The sequence below is a fragment of the Anabaena sp. TISTR 8404 genome, from assembly GCF_056847745.1.
In genome coordinates this window covers 5,167,636-5,187,032 of record NZ_CP180578.1, presented here as the reverse complement: position 1 = coordinate 5,187,032, position 19,397 = coordinate 5,167,636, and the positions used below count along the sequence as shown (strand labels likewise).

At 39.6% G+C, this 19,397-nt stretch carries 15 protein-coding genes; 9 read left to right on the top strand and 6 right to left on the bottom strand.

The features are described 5' to 3' along the window. Positions 1-154: 154 nt before the first annotated feature. Positions 155-3,385 carry a phosphorylase b kinase regulatory subunit alpha/beta gene (locus ACMX3D_RS22465; RefSeq protein WP_482748028.1) on the top strand — a complete coding sequence of 1,077 codons (3,231 nt, stop codon included), beginning with the start codon at positions 155-157 and terminating at the stop codon, positions 3,383-3,385. 105 nt (positions 3,386-3,490) lie between these two features. On the opposite strand, the gene ACMX3D_RS22460 is transcribed toward ACMX3D_RS22465, so the two are convergent. From ACMX3D_RS22460 to ACMX3D_RS22440, 5 genes are all read right to left on the bottom strand, one after another. Continuing rightward, positions 3,491-4,126, bottom strand: coding sequence for an SAM-dependent methyltransferase (locus ACMX3D_RS22460; protein WP_482748027.1), 636 nt, complete (start codon positions 4,124-4,126; stop codon positions 3,491-3,493). 41 nt (positions 4,127-4,167) lie between these two features. Continuing rightward, positions 4,168-5,526, bottom strand: a complete 1,359-nt coding sequence (locus ACMX3D_RS22455; RefSeq protein ID WP_482748026.1) for an APC family permease — start codon at positions 5,524-5,526, stop codon at positions 4,168-4,170. 188 nt (positions 5,527-5,714) lie between these two features. Beyond that, positions 5,715-6,992 (bottom strand): sensor histidine kinase, encoded by a 1,278-nt coding sequence (locus tag ACMX3D_RS22450; RefSeq protein WP_482748025.1) that lies wholly within the window; start codon positions 6,990-6,992, stop codon positions 5,715-5,717. Between the two features lie 41 nt (positions 6,993-7,033). Next, positions 7,034-7,714, bottom strand: coding sequence for a two-component system response regulator RppA (gene rppA, locus ACMX3D_RS22445; protein ID WP_482748024.1), 681 nt, complete (start codon positions 7,712-7,714; stop codon positions 7,034-7,036). A gap of 289 nt (positions 7,715-8,003) precedes the next feature. Then, positions 8,004-8,318 carry a YkvA family protein gene (locus tag ACMX3D_RS22440; protein WP_482748023.1) on the bottom strand — a complete coding sequence of 105 codons (315 nt, stop codon included), beginning with the start codon at positions 8,316-8,318 and terminating at the stop codon, positions 8,004-8,006. A 213-nt stretch (positions 8,319-8,531) separates the two neighbouring features. Between ACMX3D_RS22440 and ACMX3D_RS22435 the strand changes: the two genes are divergently transcribed. From ACMX3D_RS22435 to psbM, 7 genes are all read left to right on the top strand, one after another. Further along, the gene (locus ACMX3D_RS22435) at positions 8,532-10,706 is read left to right on the top strand and encodes an ATP-binding protein (protein ID WP_482748022.1); all 2,175 of its coding nucleotides are present in this window, start codon (positions 8,532-8,534) and stop codon (positions 10,704-10,706) included. Between the two features lie 351 nt (positions 10,707-11,057). Beyond that, positions 11,058-11,810, top strand: a complete 753-nt coding sequence (locus tag ACMX3D_RS22430) for a MotA/TolQ/ExbB proton channel family protein (RefSeq protein WP_482748021.1) — start codon at positions 11,058-11,060, stop codon at positions 11,808-11,810. Positions 11,811-11,926: 116 nt separating this feature from the next. Beyond that, positions 11,927-12,601, top strand: coding sequence for an ExbD/TolR family protein (locus tag ACMX3D_RS22425; RefSeq protein ID WP_482748020.1), 675 nt, complete (start codon positions 11,927-11,929; stop codon positions 12,599-12,601). A 234-nt stretch (positions 12,602-12,835) separates the two neighbouring features. After that, positions 12,836-13,201 (top strand): phage holin family protein, encoded by a 366-nt coding sequence (locus ACMX3D_RS22420; RefSeq protein ID WP_482748019.1) that lies wholly within the window; start codon positions 12,836-12,838, stop codon positions 13,199-13,201. 281 nt (positions 13,202-13,482) lie between these two features. After that, positions 13,483-13,620 (top strand): photosystem II reaction center protein K, encoded by a 138-nt coding sequence (locus ACMX3D_RS22415; RefSeq protein ID WP_006195022.1) that lies wholly within the window; start codon positions 13,483-13,485, stop codon positions 13,618-13,620. Between the two features lie 193 nt (positions 13,621-13,813). Continuing rightward, positions 13,814-14,110, top strand: coding sequence for a 2Fe-2S iron-sulfur cluster-binding protein (locus ACMX3D_RS22410; RefSeq protein WP_482748018.1), 297 nt, complete (start codon positions 13,814-13,816; stop codon positions 14,108-14,110). A 124-nt stretch (positions 14,111-14,234) separates the two neighbouring features. Then, entirely contained in the window at positions 14,235-14,351 is a 117-nt protein-coding gene (gene psbM / locus ACMX3D_RS22405; RefSeq protein WP_010995057.1) for a photosystem II reaction center protein PsbM, read from the top strand. A 291-nt stretch (positions 14,352-14,642) separates the two neighbouring features. On the opposite strand, the gene ACMX3D_RS22400 is transcribed toward psbM, so the two are convergent. After that, positions 14,643-15,494, bottom strand: coding sequence for a universal stress protein (locus ACMX3D_RS22400; RefSeq protein ID WP_482748017.1), 852 nt, complete (start codon positions 15,492-15,494; stop codon positions 14,643-14,645). Positions 15,495-16,055: 561 nt separating this feature from the next. Between ACMX3D_RS22400 and ACMX3D_RS22395 the strand changes: the two genes are divergently transcribed. Beyond that, positions 16,056-19,130, top strand: a complete 3,075-nt coding sequence (locus tag ACMX3D_RS22395) for a CHAT domain-containing protein (protein ID WP_482752404.1) — start codon at positions 16,056-16,058, stop codon at positions 19,128-19,130. The last annotated feature ends 267 nt before the right edge of the window (positions 19,131-19,397 follow it).

Below are 19,397 nucleotides of genomic sequence, written 5' to 3'. Positions count from 1 at the left end.
GGTAAGAATTCATTAACAACTTTGTAACTAAATGGCTACTAACGCGAGATAATAAGTAGTCCCTACTGCCCTTAGCTGTAAATACCATTGTCCATTACAGAATAATCATCTTCACAGTCACAGGGTGGACTTCTGCAAGTTTCCTTTAATGAGTATGAAAACAGCTACCGAATTACCAACTCGACTGGAGCATTACTACAAGCAAATCAAAACCATCATCTTAGCGCGTCAAAATCCGATTACTGGTTTGCTACCTGCGAGTACAGCCATCACTGCTCACGGTGATTATACAGATGCTTGGGTGAGAGACAATGTATACAGCATCTTGGCTGTTTGGGGTCTAGCGCTGGCGTATCGCAAAGTTGACGAGGACAAAGGACGCACTTACGAATTAGAACATAGCGTTATTAAGCTGATGCGTGGGTTGCTATTTGCGATGATGCGACAGGCGCATAAAGTAGAGAAGTTTAAACATACTCAGTCACCCTTAGATGGTTTACACGCCAAATACAACACCACTACTGGCGACATTGTAGTTGGAGATAATGAGTGGGGACATTTACAACTTGATGCCACATCTATATTTATACTGATGCTGGCACAAATGACGGCTTCCGGATTGCAGATTATTTATACGATTGATGAAGTAAACTTTGTGCAGAACTTGGTTTACTACATTGGACGCGCTTACCGGACACCAGATTATGGTATTTGGGAACGGGGTAACAAAATTAATCATGGTAATGCTGAGTTGAATGCTAGTTCTGTAGGAATGGCAAAAGCAGCACTAGAAGCTATCAATGAACTAGATTTGTTTGGGGTGCGTGGAAGTCAAGCATCAGTCATTCATGTACTACCTGATGAAATTGCCCGCGCTCGCAGTACTTTAGAATCGTTGTTACCGAGAGAATCTGCATCTAAAGAAATTGATGCGGCGCTGTTGAGTATTATTAGCTATCCTGCCTTTGCTGTCGAGGATGTACAGCTGCGCGATTCTCCCAAGGAGACGCTACGCGAACGCACTTTTAACGATATCATCAACAAACTCCAAGGCAAATACGGCTGCAAACGCTTCTTACGCGACGGACATCAAACTGTTTTAGAAGATAACCAGCGTTTGCACTACGAACCTTGGGAATTAAAACAATTTGAGCATATTGAATGTGAATGGCCATTATTTTTCACCTACTTATTGCTGGATGGCTTATTCCGTAATGACAAAAAGCAAGTTCAAAAATACCAAGAACTTCTAGATTCATTATTAGTTGAACGCGACGGCTATTATTTACTACCAGAACTATATTATGTGCCAGCAGAAAATATCGAAGCTGAAAAATTAGCTCCTCAAAGTCAACCTCGATTGCCGAATGAAAATATTCCCTTAGTTTGGGCGCAAAGTTTATATTTTCTCGGACAAATGTTAAGTGAAGGTCTACTAGCTGTTGGTGATATTGACCCATTAGGGAGATATTTGACTATTGGTAAAAGCCGCGAAGCCTTAGTACAAATTGCTTTGTTAGCTGAAGATGATGACTTACAAGCCAAACTAGAAGTTCATGGAATTGAAACTCAAACACCCAAACAAGTAGACCCAATTCAAGTTAGACAAGCTGGAGAACTATCAAATATTTACACTCAAATTGGACGTAATGATAAATTAGGTTTAACAGGGCGACCAGCGCGAAGATTGCGGAGTTTGACTACATCGCGCATCTTTAGGATTTGTGGTGAAACCGTAGTATTTTTGCCGTCTTTTCTAGATGCACAACAGTTTTATTTAACTCTTGATTACCATTTTTTAGTTGATCAAATTAGAAGTGAACTGGCTTATATTCAAAAATATTGGAGTGATTTGGGTCGTCCTATCTTAACTTTAATGTTGACTCACACCATGTTAGAAATTGGTGCTGAGGCATTATTAGAATTGATGCAAGAACTAAAAGATGGTGTTTGCAATGGTGTGCGTGTCAAACTAGGCAGACTTAATCAGTTAATGCTGACAGCTGCTATTCAAAGAATTGATTTTCTGCAAGATGCCGAATTTTATCACTCAGCAATGCAAGATGCTGCACCACATTGCTATTACTTGGCTTACCATCCAGGAAAAAGTTGGCGCTTAGGACATACCCAAGAATTCCAAATGGAGTGCCAAACTAACTTAGGATTTTTGCTGTCTGCTTTGCGGGCTTCAGAAAATCTTTATGAGCAAATCGAGTTATTGCAAACTTTAACTCGTTTGCAAGGATTAGAATTTGATACTGGGTTTGGTGGCCCTAATACTCGCGTGACAGTAGCGAATTTGTTAGATGAAGTCTATACCAAAGCTGGCGATTTAGGTATTTGGGCAGTCGTTCGCCGGGCTGCGGGGTTGTTACAGATGGTTGATATTGCTTTATCGGATGCAGTCACAAGTATTTTGATTCGTGGTAAGCAAGTAGCTGTAGGAAGAGCTTACACTGAAGCATCATTGATTACTGTACCGATGCCTCACAATGAAATTGCTGAGAAAATTAATAATTTCTGTCGTGAGGATATTCGCGATCGCGTACTGACACAAGAAATATTACTTTATCTTGGTACTCTCATCCGCTCGGAGCCGGAATTATTTCAAGGACTGTTAACTTTACGCGTTGGCTATCTCATCTTATTAATTACCAGCGAACTAGCGCGAGAATTGCGTGTCACCCAAGATGAAGCCTACGAACATTTAATGGAACTTTCACCCTTTGAAATCAAAATGCGCTTGCGTCAGGTGTTAACTGGTTACACAGGAATGAGTAACTTGTTACGCCAACAAGAATCATTACACGTCAAGCAAAAAGAAAGTGATATTGAATGGGTAGTGCAACCAACAATTACCGAAGAAATTGAAGTACCTACGGGAGGTTGGCGACGCTTCCGTCAAGCTGAAGGGGCGCTGAACCGTGTCCCGAAAAACTTTTTTCAGCAAGTTTGGTTATTAATGAAACATTGCAAAGGCTTAGTCATTGGAGACAAACTAGAACGTCGCAATCGTTTAGATAGTGAGTTGATGTTATCTGAAATGACGGCTGGCGAAAAGAATTTTGCTTTGCGGGTGGAGCATTTATTAAATAAAATCGAAGCGCCAGAATATCGCCAAGTTAATATTGAAGCACTCATGGAATTAGGCGCGATCGCCTCTAGAAACCCCAGCTTGCAAATTGAAGAATATATTGTGTTAGATGTATTAATTGGTCATGCTGTGCGCTTAGCATGGTTAGATGCACATCCAGAACGCGGCGATCGCTATGATGAAGATAAAGCAAATGCGTGGCGATCGTTTTACAATACTTCACCGCAAGATTGCGCTAGTTATATTCTCAAAGCCTTCCGCTTCTTGACAGAATTTGTGAGAGAGTATTGAACTCACTTGTGTAAGTAAAAGATTTGGGCAAGGGTGTAAAAGTGTAGGTATTCAAAACCCATACACCTCTACACCCTTACACCCACTCTCGATGCGTCAGATCTGTTATCGCAAATTAGCTGGGACTTCTTTCGGAACTACCCAATAGTAAATAGTTTTTCCATCTACTTGTAGTGTTTGTTGTGGTTTCCAATTGCCCATATCGAAAGCGTGGGAAACAATTCTGGTACCAGGTTTGAGTTTTAATAGTTCGGGGCGAAGTCTTTGGTTAACTTCGGGTAGTAGGTAAAGTGTAATGACAGTAGCTTCACTCAAATCAGTTTTGAATAAGTCTTGCTGACGAAACTCTACACGGTCTGTGACTCCGGCTTTTTGCGCATTAGCGTTAGCTTCTTGAATCCGTTCTGGATTAATATCTATACCTACGCCTCGCGTACCATACTTTTGGGCTGCTGTAATTACAATTCGCCCATCACCACTCCCAAGGTCATAAAGCACATCATTTTTATTCACTTTGGCTACTTTCAACATTGCATCAACTACAGGCTGTGGTGTCGGTACATAAGGAACATCCCCTGGACGTTCTTGGGGTTGAGTTGTAGCAGTTGGAGTTTCAGTTTGAGCAGTTAAAACAGGCGGTTGCACTTCTGCTGCTGAGTCTTGTTGGGTGGTGCATCCCACAATTCCTAAGCCTGTAACACTAACACCTGTAATGAATAAAAGCAAGATTTTTTTGAACATGAATCTACTCCTAGAACAAAAATAGGTGAATGTTGAATGAATTACGCCCTACCTTGGCGGTAACGATTCCACAGCAATAGCGGAATACCTGCGGCCACAACGACAACACCAATAACTGCGCCCACACCTGTATACACCAAGCTGGAGTACAGTAAGTAGCCGCAGACTGCACAAAACAGTAATGGTGTGAAAGGATAAAGTGGCACGCGAAATGGTCGCAGAATTTGCGGTTCTCGGTTGCGTAACACTAACAGCGATACGCCAGAAAGTAAAAAGAAAAACCAAAATATGGGAGCGGTATAGTCCACCATTGTTTCAAAACCTTTGCGGGTGAACGTACCTAACACAACCAACGCCAAAGCGATCGCTGCTTGTAAGACTAAAGCATAACTGGGGGTGCTAGGACGTTGCCGCCACTGTCCCATAAACCTGAAAATCGCGAAATCTTGACCCAGGGCGTAATTAGTCCGCGCTCCGGTGAAAATAGTGGCATTAAGTGCGCCCAAAGTCGAAACTGCAATCAACAAGCTGATAAACCAAGCTCCTGGTGCGCCCCAAAACGTCCGCATTAAATCGGCGGCTACAGCTTGGGAGTTAGCCATGTTTGCTAAACCCAGTCCCCGCAGATAAGCCAGATTAATCAGCAAGTATATGACAGTAATTGTGCCAATACTCCAAAGCAGCGATCGCACAATGTTGCGTTGACGATTTTGGATTTCTGCGGAAATATAAGCTGCTTCATTCCAACCGCCATAAGACAGCAGGACAAACACCATTGCTAGTCCCCAAGTACCTGATGAGGTAGATTCCACAGGAACGGGAGCATTAGCGCTTGCTGTTAATCCAATTAACACCACTAACAACAAGCCGAGGACTTTCGCCGCCGTAAGTAAGTTTTGTGTCCACTTACCTTGTTGCAAGCCGATGATATTTAAAGCAGTTAAGAAAGCGATCGCAACTGCGGCATAAATCGAAGGTGAGAAATTTCCTAGCTGCCAAATTTGGGAAGCGTAGTCACCAAAAACAAAAGCCAACAAAGCAATAGAGCCAGTTTGAATGACTGTCATTCGCGCCCAAGCAAATAAAAAGGCAACTTCCCTCCCAAAGGCACGTTTGAGATAATAGTAAACTCCACCAACATCGGGATACGTCGTGGCTAACTCTGCATAGCACAATGCGCCAACCAAAGAAACCACACCACCGATGAACCAAAACAGCAGTACAGCCTGACTGCTACCTGCTTGGATTGCTACTAAGGCAGGAGTTTCAAAAATTCCTGCGCCAATTACAATACCGACAATCAATGCGACAGCATCTGATAGTGTCAGTGATGCCTTAGGTGCAGCTGCTTCCGTAGTTGCTAAACCTTCAAGTAATCTGTACTTTTCATGTCTACTCACATCGACTCCTGCTCGGTATTGAGTGTAATGAGCAATGTTGTGCCAAAAAATATTAATTACTTTTTTATAATTCAGGATAAATGTGACAGGAAAGTGACAAACACAGCAATCATAAATCTTTGGGAAAAGTCAAGATCCCCGACTTCTTTAAGAAGTCGGGGATCTGAATCTCTCGTTTTCTGTTTTTATTAGAGAGGCAATTTAATTTGAAATATAGAACCTTTACCTAGTTGACTTTTGACGCTGAGATGTCCACTGTGTGCTTCAATAATTTGTTGAGCGATCGCTAATCCTAAACCAAAGCTATTGGCAGAATTTTTTTGATGTTTCTCTACTCGATAAAATTGCTCAAAGATATGCGGTAAATCTGCTGCCGCAATCCCAATACCATTATCCTCTACTTCAATTATTGCCTGATTGTATTTAGTAAATAGGCGCAACTCTACTATCCCACCAGCGGGAGTATATTTACAAGCGTTACTCAGAAGATTGATCACAGCTAGACAGATTAATTCGGCATCTACACGCACCATAATTGGGGATTTGGGTAAATCACTCTGAAGATTTAAATGTTCGGCATTAGTCTTCACTGACTGAGATTGTAATAATTCTGCCAAGAAGTTACTCAAATCAACATCTTTTAATGATTCTGGAGTTAATTTACCTGTACGACGCGCTAGAAATAGCAGATTTCCAATCAATGTATTCATCGATTTAGCTACTTCTGCAACTTTTTCTAAACGCAGATGCTTACTAGTACTGTCTTCCATTGGAGCGAGTAAACCAACTTGAGCATTACTGAGAATCGCTGCTAAAGGAGTACGTAATTCATGGGAAGCATGGGCGGTAAACCGTTCGAGTTGTTTGTAACTTTGATGGATAGGTTGCATTGCTATACCGCTGAGAAACCATCCTGTTAAACTTGTTATTCCTAAAGCAATGAATACCGTTGATATTAACAAGAGTAAAAATTTATCGAGTAATTCTTGGACACGTGTCATTGGCATTGCCATTTGTAGATAGCCAATTAACTCACCATTGTGCTTCACTGGTAAGGTAATTTCCCGTAACCAAGTAACTTCTGATGCCACACTTGAATTATTGGGAATTTTTAATGTTTGATAGGTAAATGTTGGGTTGAATTTATTTTGTGGCAACTCACCAAAGTAACGTTTCAATTTGCCTTTAGGGTCGTACCAGCGGGCATATATAATTTCACTATCTACTGGTGGTGGGTTATTTCCTAAAACTGGTAAATGTTTGAGAAATACTCGTTTTTCTCCTTGGTAAATTTTGTACTGCACACCTGCGGTAATTACTCTAGCTTTTTTATATAAAAATAAGTCTATAACTTCTAGCTGCTGGACTGATTCTTGGTAATAAAGAATCCCAGCAAAAATTAAGAGAATACTGCCCATTGAGAGAGTAAACCAACTAGCCAAGTTACGACGGCTACGGTTGAACATGACTCACAAAAGTTAAAAGTTAAACAATACAAAGGCAAAAGTTATTTTTGCGGATGAGGATTAAGACGATAGCCCATACCATAAATAGTTTCTAGCCAGTCTGCTGCATCTAGCAATTGTAAACGCTGACGCAGACGACGTACTAAGCTTGTTGTCGCATTGCTTTCTGGTTCGCTACCCCATTCCCATAAAGCTTGTTCAATTTGATTCCGGCTTAAAATTTGCTGTGGATGACGCATTAAGTATTCTAGTAACTGAAATTCTCGCGTAGATAACTCTACCATTGCTTGACCCCGTTCTACCGTCAGGGTTGAAAGATGCAATTGCAGATCTGCTAGTTGAAGTTTTTCTCCTTGCCAAACAGGCGATCGCCTACCTAATGCGCGGACTCGTGCTAATAATTCAAACAAATCTGTAGGTTTAACTAAATAGTCATCAGCACCAGCATCCAAGCCAGTGACTTTTTCGCTAGTGGTATCTTTGGCTGTCAACATCAATACAGGTGCGGTTTTCCCTGCTTTGCGATACTGCCGACATAGCTCTAATCCGCTCATTTCTGGTAGCATCCAGTCTAAGATCAATAAGTCATAGTCTCGCTGGGAAATTGCCCATTGTGCGATCGCACCGTTTTCTACGCCATCTACAATATGCCCAGCTTGAGACAATGCTGTTTGTAAGGGTTCTAATTGGGCTGTGTCATCTTCTACCAGAAGTATTCGCATTGTTCACTAGTTTACAGTTTTTCAATGGTTGATTGTAGAAAATCTCACTCAGTAAATCTTCTGCCATCAGTGAGATTTTGCGCAACTTAGAGAATAAGCCAGTGGTATTAGGTGAGTTTGCTTTTTTGAGGTTTGTTGACTACTGACTGTTGATTTTCAAATGAAAATCAACACCTGATTAAACATAGTGCAAAAAATATCCCCTGTTTGGAAAACCAAACAAGGGAGTAATTTATTTTATAGCAGTTGATTTTATTTCAGCACTCAACACTTTGCTATTTTTGAAAAACTACTTAACCGACACAGCATCAACATCAACGGTTTGTGGACTGGAAGTGGAAGTAGCATCCTCTGAAGTATTTGTAGGGGTTTCCACACCTTTACGTGCTTTCCAACTATCAAGCACTAAACCAGACACCTCAGTAACTAACAGTGTCATCAGTAAAACATCATCAATTTCACCCACTATGGGAAAAATATCAGGAACAATATCAATGGGGCTGAGAAAATAAACTATTGTTCCTAAAATTACCCACCAGCGATACTTTGGGTTCCGAATCAAATTGCGATACCAATTGTATACAGAATCGATGGAAAATTTCATTTTTTAGCCCTCAAATTACCTTTCATTTTGACAAATTCTGTAGATAACTTCCGGTGGGAATAACCGCCCCAATATAGTCTGGAAGTTGCTACACGATAAGTTGATAATTTACAAAAATTAATTTTTTATGAATGTGGATTGAGCTTTGTATCTGGGAATACTAGGTTCGCAAGTATGAAATTTTATCTATACAGGCTTGGAAAATAAGATTTAATGCGTAGAACTAACTCTCAAAAAATTAAAGCTTTTCCATTACAGTTGGTTCTGATTATTCCCTTTGCCTTGCAAATCTTTGGCGCAGTGGGTTTGGTTGGCTATTTGTCATTTAAAAATGGGCGGGAAGTAGTAAATGACTTAGCAGATCAATTAATGAATCGCACCAATAGTATAGTGCAGCAGCATCTGGATGCTTATTTATCTATTCCCCTCAAGGTCAACCAGATGAATGCTGATGCTATTAGTATGGGGTTATTGAATGTACGCGATCGCAAAACTTTAGGCAAGTATTTCTGGAAACAAATGCAAGCCTACGACTTAACCTACATCGGTATGGGACTAACTACAGGTGAGGGTACCGGAGCGGCACGTTATGATGGGAAAACTGTCACAATTGATGATTGGATTACTAAATTACCAAATAATGGGCGAAACTACGCCACCGATAAAAACGGTGATCGCATCCGTATCAATAACTCTTTTGAATACAACAACTTCAAAGAAAATTGGTATACAGAACCAATAAAAGCTGGTAAACCAATCTGGTCACGCATTTATACTTGGAATTCTCCTGATGGTGCTTATATCACTGCTGCTACAGGTCGTCCAATATATGATGCAAATCAGCAGTTACTAGGAATGGTTGGTGCAGACATTCATTTGCTGAAATTGAGTGAATTTTTGCAGCGTTCTGATGTCAGTCATTTCGGACAGGTATTTATTCTGGAACGGAATGGAATGTTAATTGCCAACTCTAGCAAGCAAAAACCTTTTGCAATAGTTAAGGGTGAGATTCAGCGGATAAAAGCTACAGAAAGTCCAGACCCAACAGTTCAAAATATTGCCAAACAAATTGAACAAAATTTTAACGGGTTTCGGTCAATTACCGAACCAAAAAAACTGCAATTGAAGTTGGATAATGATACGAATTTTGTTTATGTCACTCCTTGGCATGATCAATATGGACTTGATTGGTTACTAGTAGTGAGTGTGCCAGAAAAAGCTTTTATTGCACAAATTAACACCAACACTCAAATTACGATTTTGCTTTGTATAGGAGCATTAGCATTAGCAATTATTGTCGGTTATTTAACTTCTCGCTGGATAATACAGCCAATTTTACGGATAAACCGTGCTAGTCAAGCAATGGCATCTGGTGATTTAGAACAAACCGTCAATATTAGCCAAATTGCAGAACTTAATGCACTAACTCAATCATTTAATTACATGGCAGAGCAATTGCGTCAATCTTTTACTGCTTTAGAAGCTAGTAAAGCAGAATTAGAAGACCGAGTAGAAGAACGTACAGATGAACTCAAAACGGCATTAAGTGAATTGCAACGCACTCAATCACAAGTTATTCAAAATGAAAAAATGTCCAGCCTCGGTCAACTAGTAGCAGGAGTTGCCCATGAAATCAACAATCCAGTGAATTTTATTCACGGTAATATTGCTCACCTCAGTGACTACACGCAAGATTTGGTTAAGATGCTGCTTCTTTACCAACAACGCCATCCCAGCGAAGACCCAGAAATACAAGCACTAGCTGAAGAAATTGATTTAGAGTTCCTGATGGAAGATTTACAGAAGATTCTGCCTTCGATGAAAATGGGAACTGAGCGAATTCGCAATATTGTATTATCGCTGCGAAATTTTTCGCGTATGGATGAAGCGGATTTTAAAGCAGTTGATATTCATGAAGGTATTGAAAGCACACTATTAATTTTGCAATACCGTCTTAAAGACAAGCCAGAATTGCCTGGGATTGAGGTTATTCGGGATTATGGCAATTTACCTCAAGTGGAATGTTACCCTGGACAACTTAATCAAGTGTTGATGAATATTCTGGTAAATGCTATTGATGCATTGGAAGAGTCAACAGTTCATAACATTGCACCATTAACTAAACCTCAAATTACTATCCGTACTTCAGTTAATGATCCTCAATGGGTAGAAATTGCGATCGCAGATAATGGCCCAGGAATGCCAGAACAAGTAAAAAACCGCATCTTTGACCCTTTCTTTACCACTAAACCTGTAGGTAAAGGTACAGGTATGGGCATGGCAATTAGTTATCAAATCATTACCGAAAAGCATAACGGCAAGTTAGATTGTTTCTCTACTCCAGGTCAAGGAACTGAGTTTAGAATTCAAATCCCAGTAAAACAGTAGCACTACCAATTTTGGATTTTAGATTTTGGAGCCACTGCGTTGCGGTGAATCAGCGCTGCGGGAGGGTTTCCCTCCGCAGGCGACTGTGAACCCGAAGGGAGGTTCCCTCCGTTGTAGCAAGTGGCGTGATTTTAGATTGAAAGCCTTGATTCATAAACTATTGCAGAAGTTTGAAACAAGACTACTTATGCCAATTTGGTATCAATAGTCAATTTCTTCCCACCGCACCCTTACTTAAATCCTGTCTCTCCATGAAATTTGAGTTATCAGAGTTTCTAACTGCACATTAATCTTTAGAATTAAAATGCTTTGGGATAATTGCTGTAGGAACGGAGGGAGGAAACTTAGACAGTGGATATTTTAGATCTGTTTCAAAAGGGTGGGCCAGCAATGTGGCCTTTGGCAGTTTTGTCAATACTGGCTTTAAGTGTAATTTTAGAGCGTCTGTGGTTCTGGTTGCGGATTCTCAATCAAGAAAGGGAAATAGTTAACCGTGTACTCGATGCTGCCCAAGAAAATTGGGATGTAGCTGCGGATATTGCTAGACAAGCCACAGATCAGCCAATTGGGCGTTTTCTCTACGCGCCTTTGCGCTTGTTAAAAGTTGATTTAGAAACCTTTCGTTTAGCCCTGGAAGCAACAGCAGAAGACGAATTAGCTGGGATGCGTCGCGGTGAAAAACTTTTAGAAGCTGTGATTGCACTGTCTCCACTGTTGGGATTGTTGGGTACAGTGTTAGGTTTGATTCATTCTTTGCGTTCAATTCGGATTGGCGATTTAGGAACGGCATCAACAGCTGGGGTAACGACTGGGATTGGTGAATCTTTGATTAGTACTGCCGCAGGGTTAATAGTTGCCATTGTTAGTTTGGTATTTTATCGCCTATTTCAAGGTTTTTTGGTTAACCAAGTCAAAATTTTTCGTAAGGCTGGCAATGAGTTGGAATTACTCTATCGTCAATCTCCACCAGAGTTTAGCAAGAGTACATCAACTGTGCCTGAAGCTTCGCGCGAAAGCTTTACTCCACCCCGCAAACAAGCCAAAAATCCTTTTCCTAAACCTCCAGAACCACCGAATGTAACTGATTCATTAGATCCTGAGTAATATAGCCGTAGTTAGATATGTTAGGACAGTGTTGACTGCTCAAAGTTATCAAGCAACCGAGGTTATACTTAGCATTCAACACTCTGCACTTTGCTATAACAAAAATTTCCAAGACAATGAAAGTTAATCTGCATACTCCAGTTGAAGAAGTACAAATTCAAATCATTCCTTTAATTGATGTTGTTTTTTGTATCCTGACGTTTTTTTTGTTAGCAGCATTGCAATTTACTCGCCAACAAGCTATTAATGTTGATTTACCTAAAGCTGCTACAGGTACAGCTGCTGGTGTAACGGGGCAAAGTGCCAGTCGAATTGTGACTATTGATGCTGTTGGCAATACTTACATAGAAAAACAACCAGTAAAGCGAGAAGAGTTGGCAGAACAGTTAAAGCAATATCTGCAACAAAATCCTAACGGTATTTTGGTGTTAAATGCTTCACGAACAGCAACTTACAATGATGTTGTTGAGACGCTAGATTTATTGCGACAAGTAGGAGGCGATCGCGTTTCTTTGGGAATTATACCAGGGCCTTCCCAACCTTCAGTTTCTCAACCTAATCTGCCGACAGAACCCTATTTTCCCAATAATCCTGGAGTGCCTCCCGCACCTGTTCCAGACGTTAACCCACAGGGCAATTTTAATCCCAACATCCCTTTAAACCCCAACCAAATACCTACAAATCCTATTCAATCCCCAACTGGCGAAGGTGTGATTCCTGCTGTGCCTAACGCACCAGCAACCCAAGTCCCGATAGCACCAGGAAACACTAATTCTGTTCCTAAAAGATAAATTTGAACAGAATTTTCAAAGTCAGGATGCAATAATGGGAGATTAGGCAGTCAATACTTCCTTATCTTCCCTGCGTCTAATTATTAGCTAAACCTAAAGATATTAAAAATAAATTCTGGTTAGAGCAAATTTATCTGGTAATTTACAAGTAATTGGCAAAGCTTCAAAGATTATGAAATCGGTTGCTTAAATAAGCGATCGCCAATCGCCATTCGCGTTTCAAGGGTTTTGGCAATGAATGCAATTGTGACGCTTTTAATTGTTTGGGTAGTAACATCTATCAGTTTGTTGATTATTAGTAAACTCCCCTTAGGAGTTGAAGTTGACTCACCCAAAAAAGCCTTTATTTCAGCAGCAGTTCTCGGTATTGTTACGGCGATCATCAGACCGATTTTACGCCTCATATTTGCAGTACCGAATTTTTTGACTTTTGATTTATTATCCGGCATTTTCACCTTCATGATTGCCGTTGTTTGTTTTAGTATCGCTGCTTGGTTAGTCGAAGGCTTTCGTTTACGTTTCGGGATTTGGAGTGCTGTGTTAGGTGCGCTGGCTCTCACTTTCATCAACAGCTTAATCTACAAGTTACTAGGTGTCTGATCAACTTTCAACACCTAATTAGTATATTCAGACAGCAGGGGAGCAGGGAAAGAATCTTATTCACAACTCAGCACTCTCTAGTCAGGTATTCATGAGTAAATCTCATAGCCAAACATGAAAAAGTTGTTCCCCTACACCTTTACACCCCTCTTCCCTACTCCCTACTTCCTATTTTCCAGACATAGGCAAGAATAACTAATGACTAATTCTCAGTGGCTAAACCATGTTAAGATACATCTCAATTATGAAAGCTGTGTTGGATAGAGTGGATAAAAACAAACATGGAAGCAGCACTGTTATTAGCTAAATTGCCTGAAGCTTACCAAATTTTCGATCCTTTGGTAGACGTTCTCCCAGTCATTCCTGTTTTCTTCTTGTTACTTGCTTTCGTTTGGCAAGCAGCTGTCGGATTTAGGTAAGTTAAGTAAATTTTCAATTGCTAGGACAGGTACAATGCCTGTCCTATTTTTTTTGACAATATATTCTTGTTAAAAATTGATATTTCTTAATTATTTGTAATCTTTAGTCAGATGTTAAGTAAGATAGTTTATACAGCCTAATTAAACTTAGCCTTTCTAGCCAAATGTACAGTCAACGGGGAATTAATTAGCTATGGGTAATATCAAATTTGTCAAAGAGAACAAAGAAGTCATAGCAGCAAATGGTGCTAACTTGCGCCTCAAAGCTGTGGAAAATGGCATTGATTTGTACACACTATTTGGCAAAATGACCAATTGCGGCGGTTATGGTCAGTGTGGCACATGTGTTGTGGAGATAGTTGAAGGGTTAGAAAATCTTTCCCCGCGCACAGAGGTTGAAAACCGTAAATTCAAGAAAAAACCAGACAATTACCGCCTAGCCTGTCAAACTTTAGTACATGGCCCTGTTAGCGTGGTGACAAAACCTTAACCTTTAAGACTTACCCTCCAGCAGCATTGATGACATAAGAAGTAAAAAAAAATAAGGCTAACACGGGCATCGATGATGCTATTCTAAAGTTGTTGACTGGAAATTATAGAGAGGCTTCTTTGCCATGCAAGTTAATGACTTAGGGTTCGTAGCGAGCATTCTGTTCGTATTAGTTCCCTCTGTGTTTTTAATAATTCTGTACATCCAAACAGCAAGCCGCGAAGGTAAAAAAGATAGTTAATAGTTTGTGCTTAATATAAAAAACCCCTACGCCATTGGTGCAGGGGTTTTTGTTTATCAACCGCCAAATTTGAGTAGAAAGTGTTGAGTGCTGAGTTAAAAATAGTTATTCCTCATCTCTAGCCCCTAGAACACCAATTCAGTAATGCTGGAAGAACCTCTCCCCCTACCCCTCTCCTACGAGGAGAGGGGAGTTTGGCTCCCCCTTCCCTAGTAGGGAAGGGGGCTGGGGGGTTAGGTTTTTGATTACTGAATCGATGCTCTAGCCTCTAGTCCCTAGTCCCCTTAGCCGTTAACCAACTGTCCGCGCTAACAATACTGGACAAGTAGCATTGACGCGAACATAATCAGACAAAGAAGCACCTATGAGTCGGTCTATATCTACAAAACTCTTAGCTACCGATGGACGACGATCTGGAGAACCAAGTAGTAGTAAGTCTACATTCAATTCTTCTGCTAAGCGACAAATTTCTTCGCCTGGTTTACCACTACTGGTGTAGCAACGAGCTTGTACTCCGTATTTTTGTGCTTCAGCGTATGCTGCTGCAAAAATGGGATCTTTGTCGGGAACAACTTCACTGACTTCTGATGTTTTGCCGCGCAAATCAGTATTAACATGAGTCAAAATTAACTGGCTACCTGAAATATCCCGCAGCAAAAATAAAGCTAAATTTAAACAATGTTTTGCCGCATCAGAGTTGTCCAACGCCACCATTACGCGCTTAATTCTTTTGACATAAATATCATCTTTAACCAGCAACATTGGGCGAGAAGACAATTGAAAAACATACTGACTTACGGAGTTCGCCAAAATTGACTGCAAACGCTTGAGTCCGCGTGAACCCATGATGATTAAGTCAGCATCAATTTCATCAGCTACTTGACAAACTACATCTTTGGGATCGCCTTGCCGTAATATTGAAGAGACTTGGCTGGGATCTAAATTCAAAGACTGAATAGCACTGGCAAGAATTTTTCCTCCTTCTTCCCATTTATCTGTCATTGCAGATGCAGTGCTTTGGGGAGTCACAACATGCAGAACTGTGACTTTAGCACGTTGAATTGATGGTATTTCTTTCAAGGTTTTGAGCATTTCTTCTGCATGACCTAAGCCCGAAACCGCTAACAAAATTTTTTCTATCATTGTTAGTTCTTAGTTGTAAATGTTGCTTTAGTGTTTGCTCTTAGTAATTGGCTCAGTTGATTTATCAACATTTTGCTCAATAACCTAGCGTCGTTACGCAGAAGTCTAAATCAAAAAACTTGTCGATTTTTTGTCAGACTGTTAATCATTTCTGCCTAACTGAACTAGCTAAAGAAATCGGTACAAATCAACTTTCACTCACTAGTATTTATGACTTAAATATATGAGATAAACTAGTGTAATTTAGCTTAACTTGTACCTATCGCTAGACTTTAAACTAGGCTTCAATAATTAAGCTTACTTTCAATTTAACTTAGCTAACTTTATAAAATATGATGTTATTTATTATTTTTAATCTATATTAACTTTTATTCATTAGAAGCAAGTTAAGTATTGCAAAGAAGTCTAAGAAAATTAGGGTAATTATACCATTGTTTTTTGGCGCGATCGCCTGCTTTAAAAAAATTAGCTTTATCAAATATTAAGCTTTTAATTATAACTTTAGTTATGTTTATGGGAACAATAAAATATAACTATTTAACTGAATAAAAACCTGTGCTTATGCAAGTTCCTGGAATTACTGCAACTATCCTAGTGGCTATAGCTTCTCCCACTTTGGGATTGTATTATTCACAACCAAGCATTGCCCAAGCCCCAACACCCACACCCGAAGAACGCATCACCGAAGCCATCAGCTTAAATAGTCAAGGAGAAGGACTAGTTTATAAGGATATAGTTGGTTTAGAGGACTTGCAAGCTGGTTTAGAACTCTTTCAACAGTCCTTAGCAATATTTAAACAATATGGTGCAAAAGCAGGAGAAGCCAACAGCTTAGTCAATATTGGTTACGTTAATCTCCGGAAAGGAGAGTATGCTAAAGCACTAGATTTTTTTCAGTCAGGCTTAGATATTCGCCGCAAACTCCGCGACCAAGAAAACGAATGGATACCTTTATCTTATATCGGAGAAGTATATCTGAATCTTGGAGAATATCAAAAAGCACTCGATTTTTATCAACCAGCTTTGAAAGTTATTCAAGAATTAAAAGCTGCTAACCCTCAAGGTTATAATTACGCAACTAGCGAAGCAAATATATTAAGTGATATTGGCGCAGTTTACTTTCGTACAGGTAAATATTCTCAAGCTTTAGAGCTTTATCAACAAAGTTTGACAGTTCAAAAAGCTAAGGGAGATAAAAGTGGAACTGCTCAAACTTTAAATAATCTTGGTGTTGTTTATCTTAACTTGGGTAACTATGCTCAAGCACTTGATAATTATCAGCAAGCATTAAAAGATTTACAAGAGTGCTGTTCTACATTTTATGGGACGCAAGCAGCAATTTTCAATAATATTTCCGGTGCATACTTTAACTTAGGGCAATATCAAAAATCTCTAGAATTTGCCGAAAAATCTACAAATATTTATAAAAAACTTGGCACTGGAGAGTACAAAAGTACAGATGAACAGGCAATAAAATTACTATATAATGCTCTTGGTCAAAATGCTCAAGCTTTGCAACAAGTTACCAGCCGCGCTAATGTTGGCGATGCTTTTGGTAAAGACTCGTTTCAATTTCAAGGTGCAGCATTAAATCTTAATAATATTGGGCAAATTTATTTTAGCTTGGGTAAATATGACGAAGCAATCAAGTTATATCAGCAAGCTTTAGATATATACAAGCAAAATAACTATAAATTAGGCATTGCAGTTGCGTTCAATAATATTGGACGTGTTTACCAAAATTTGGGTAACTATAACCAAGCGATAGAATTTAATCAGCAAGCTTTAGCTAATTATCGGGAAGTTGGCGATCGCACGGGCGAAGGCGTAACAATTAGTAACTTAGGGCAAGTTTATCAAAAACAAAATCAATACGATAAAGCGTTGGGATTATTTCAGCAAGCTGTTGCTATTCATCGAGAAGTTGAAGATAAAATTAGTGAAGCTGCAACGCTGAAATTTTTAGGTGATGTACTAGCTGCACAGAATCAACCACCACTGGCGATCGCATTTTACAAACAATCAGTCAATTTAACAGAAACGATTCGTCAAAGTTTGCGAGTTGTGCCGACTGATATCCAAAAATCTTACACTGAAACTGTCTCGGAAAGATATCGCCGCCTCGCTGACTTATTATTGCAACAAAATCGTCCGGCGGAAGCCCAACAAGTTTTAGATTTGTTGAAAATTCAGGAAGTTAGTAACTATATTGGCAACAGTGGTACTAGTAAACCAAAAGTCACAAATAGAAATAATCAACGAGGAAGTTCTGCAACAGTAGCAGTCAAACCAGAAAAAGCAGAACCAGAAAAATTACCGTTAAAACCACAGGAAGAAGAAATATCTCAAAAGTATAGCGCCATTCAAGATAAAGCGATCGCCCTTGGTAAAGAACTCACCACCCTGCGAAAAATTCCTCCCCAAACACGCACTGCAACTCAAGAAAAACGCATCGCTGAATTGGTGAAACTGGAACAAAGTACTAACGCCGAGTTTAACAAGTTTATTAAAAGTCCTTCTGTTGTATCGTTAGTGCAACAATTATCTGCCACATCAGGGCAGGAAAATTTAAACTTACGCCAACTCAATTCTTTAAGAGACAACTTACGCCAGTTAAATCAAAAAGCTATTTTACTGTATCCTTTGGTTTTAGATGACAGGCTAGAATTAGTTATCGTCTCCGCTGATGCGCCGCCAATTCATCGCACTGTAGCAGTCAAAGCCGCAGAATTAAATCAGACAATTAATGAATTCCGAGAAGCAGTACTCGTACCTTACAAAAATAGTAAAACACCAGCCAACAAATTATATAACTGGCTGATTAAACCTATAGAAAATGACTTAAAGCAAGCAGAAGCCAAAACTATAATTTATGCACCTGATGGTAAATTGAGATATGTGCCGTTAGCTGCATTATATGATGGGCAGAATTGGTTAGTACAACGCTTTATAGTTAATAATATTACTGCTGCAAGTTTAACAAAATTAGTTAATCAGCCTCAAACATCTGTCAATGCTTTAGCTGCTGCTTTTACTAAAGGTGAATATACGGTCAAATTTGGTCAGCGACAAGAGATGTTTAGTGGTTTAGAATTTGCCAAAGTAGAAGTAGAAAATGTAGCAAAAATTCTTCCTGGTAGCAAAGTTATATTAGACAAAGATTTCAATCCTAATGCAACAATTCCGCAAATGAATGATTACAAAATTGTGCATTTGGCAACGCATGGTAAGCTTGTGAGTGATTCTCCAGAAGATTCGTTTATTGTATTTGGTGATGGCGAACACGCAACTTTGCGAGACATCGAAAATTGGTCTTTATCGAATGTAGATTTAGTAGTGCTGAGTGCTTGTCAAACTGGTTTAGGAGAAAAATCAGCTAATGGGCAAGAAATTTTAGGTTTAGGATATCAGATGCAATTAGCAGGAGCTAAAGCCACGATGGCTTCGTTATGGTCTGTATCTGATGGTGGTACACAAGCTTTAATGAATGAGTTTTATGCAGCGTTGAAATCTGGGAAAATTACCAAGGCTGAAGCTTTGCAAAAAGCGCAAATTGCTTTATTGACGGGTAAAAATAGTGAGTTTAATCATCCTTATTATTGGTCAGCTTTTATTTTGATTGGTAATGGGTTGTAGATGATGAATATTGAAAAACAAGCATTTTATGTTTCGCGTAGAGGCGCGGAGAGTTACCGTGTACACACAAGTATTAAACCGTATCCCGCCTAGAACTAAAGTTACAGGTTCATAGCTAAAGTCTACTCAAGTGGACTGAGTTTTTTATTCAGTCCTCTTTAGAGGACTTGCGCTATGAGACTCGGAATAAATTCCGAGGCGGGACAGATGCACTTATGGCAGAATACATCAGAAAATATTTGATTTAGTGAAATTTAGCATGAATTT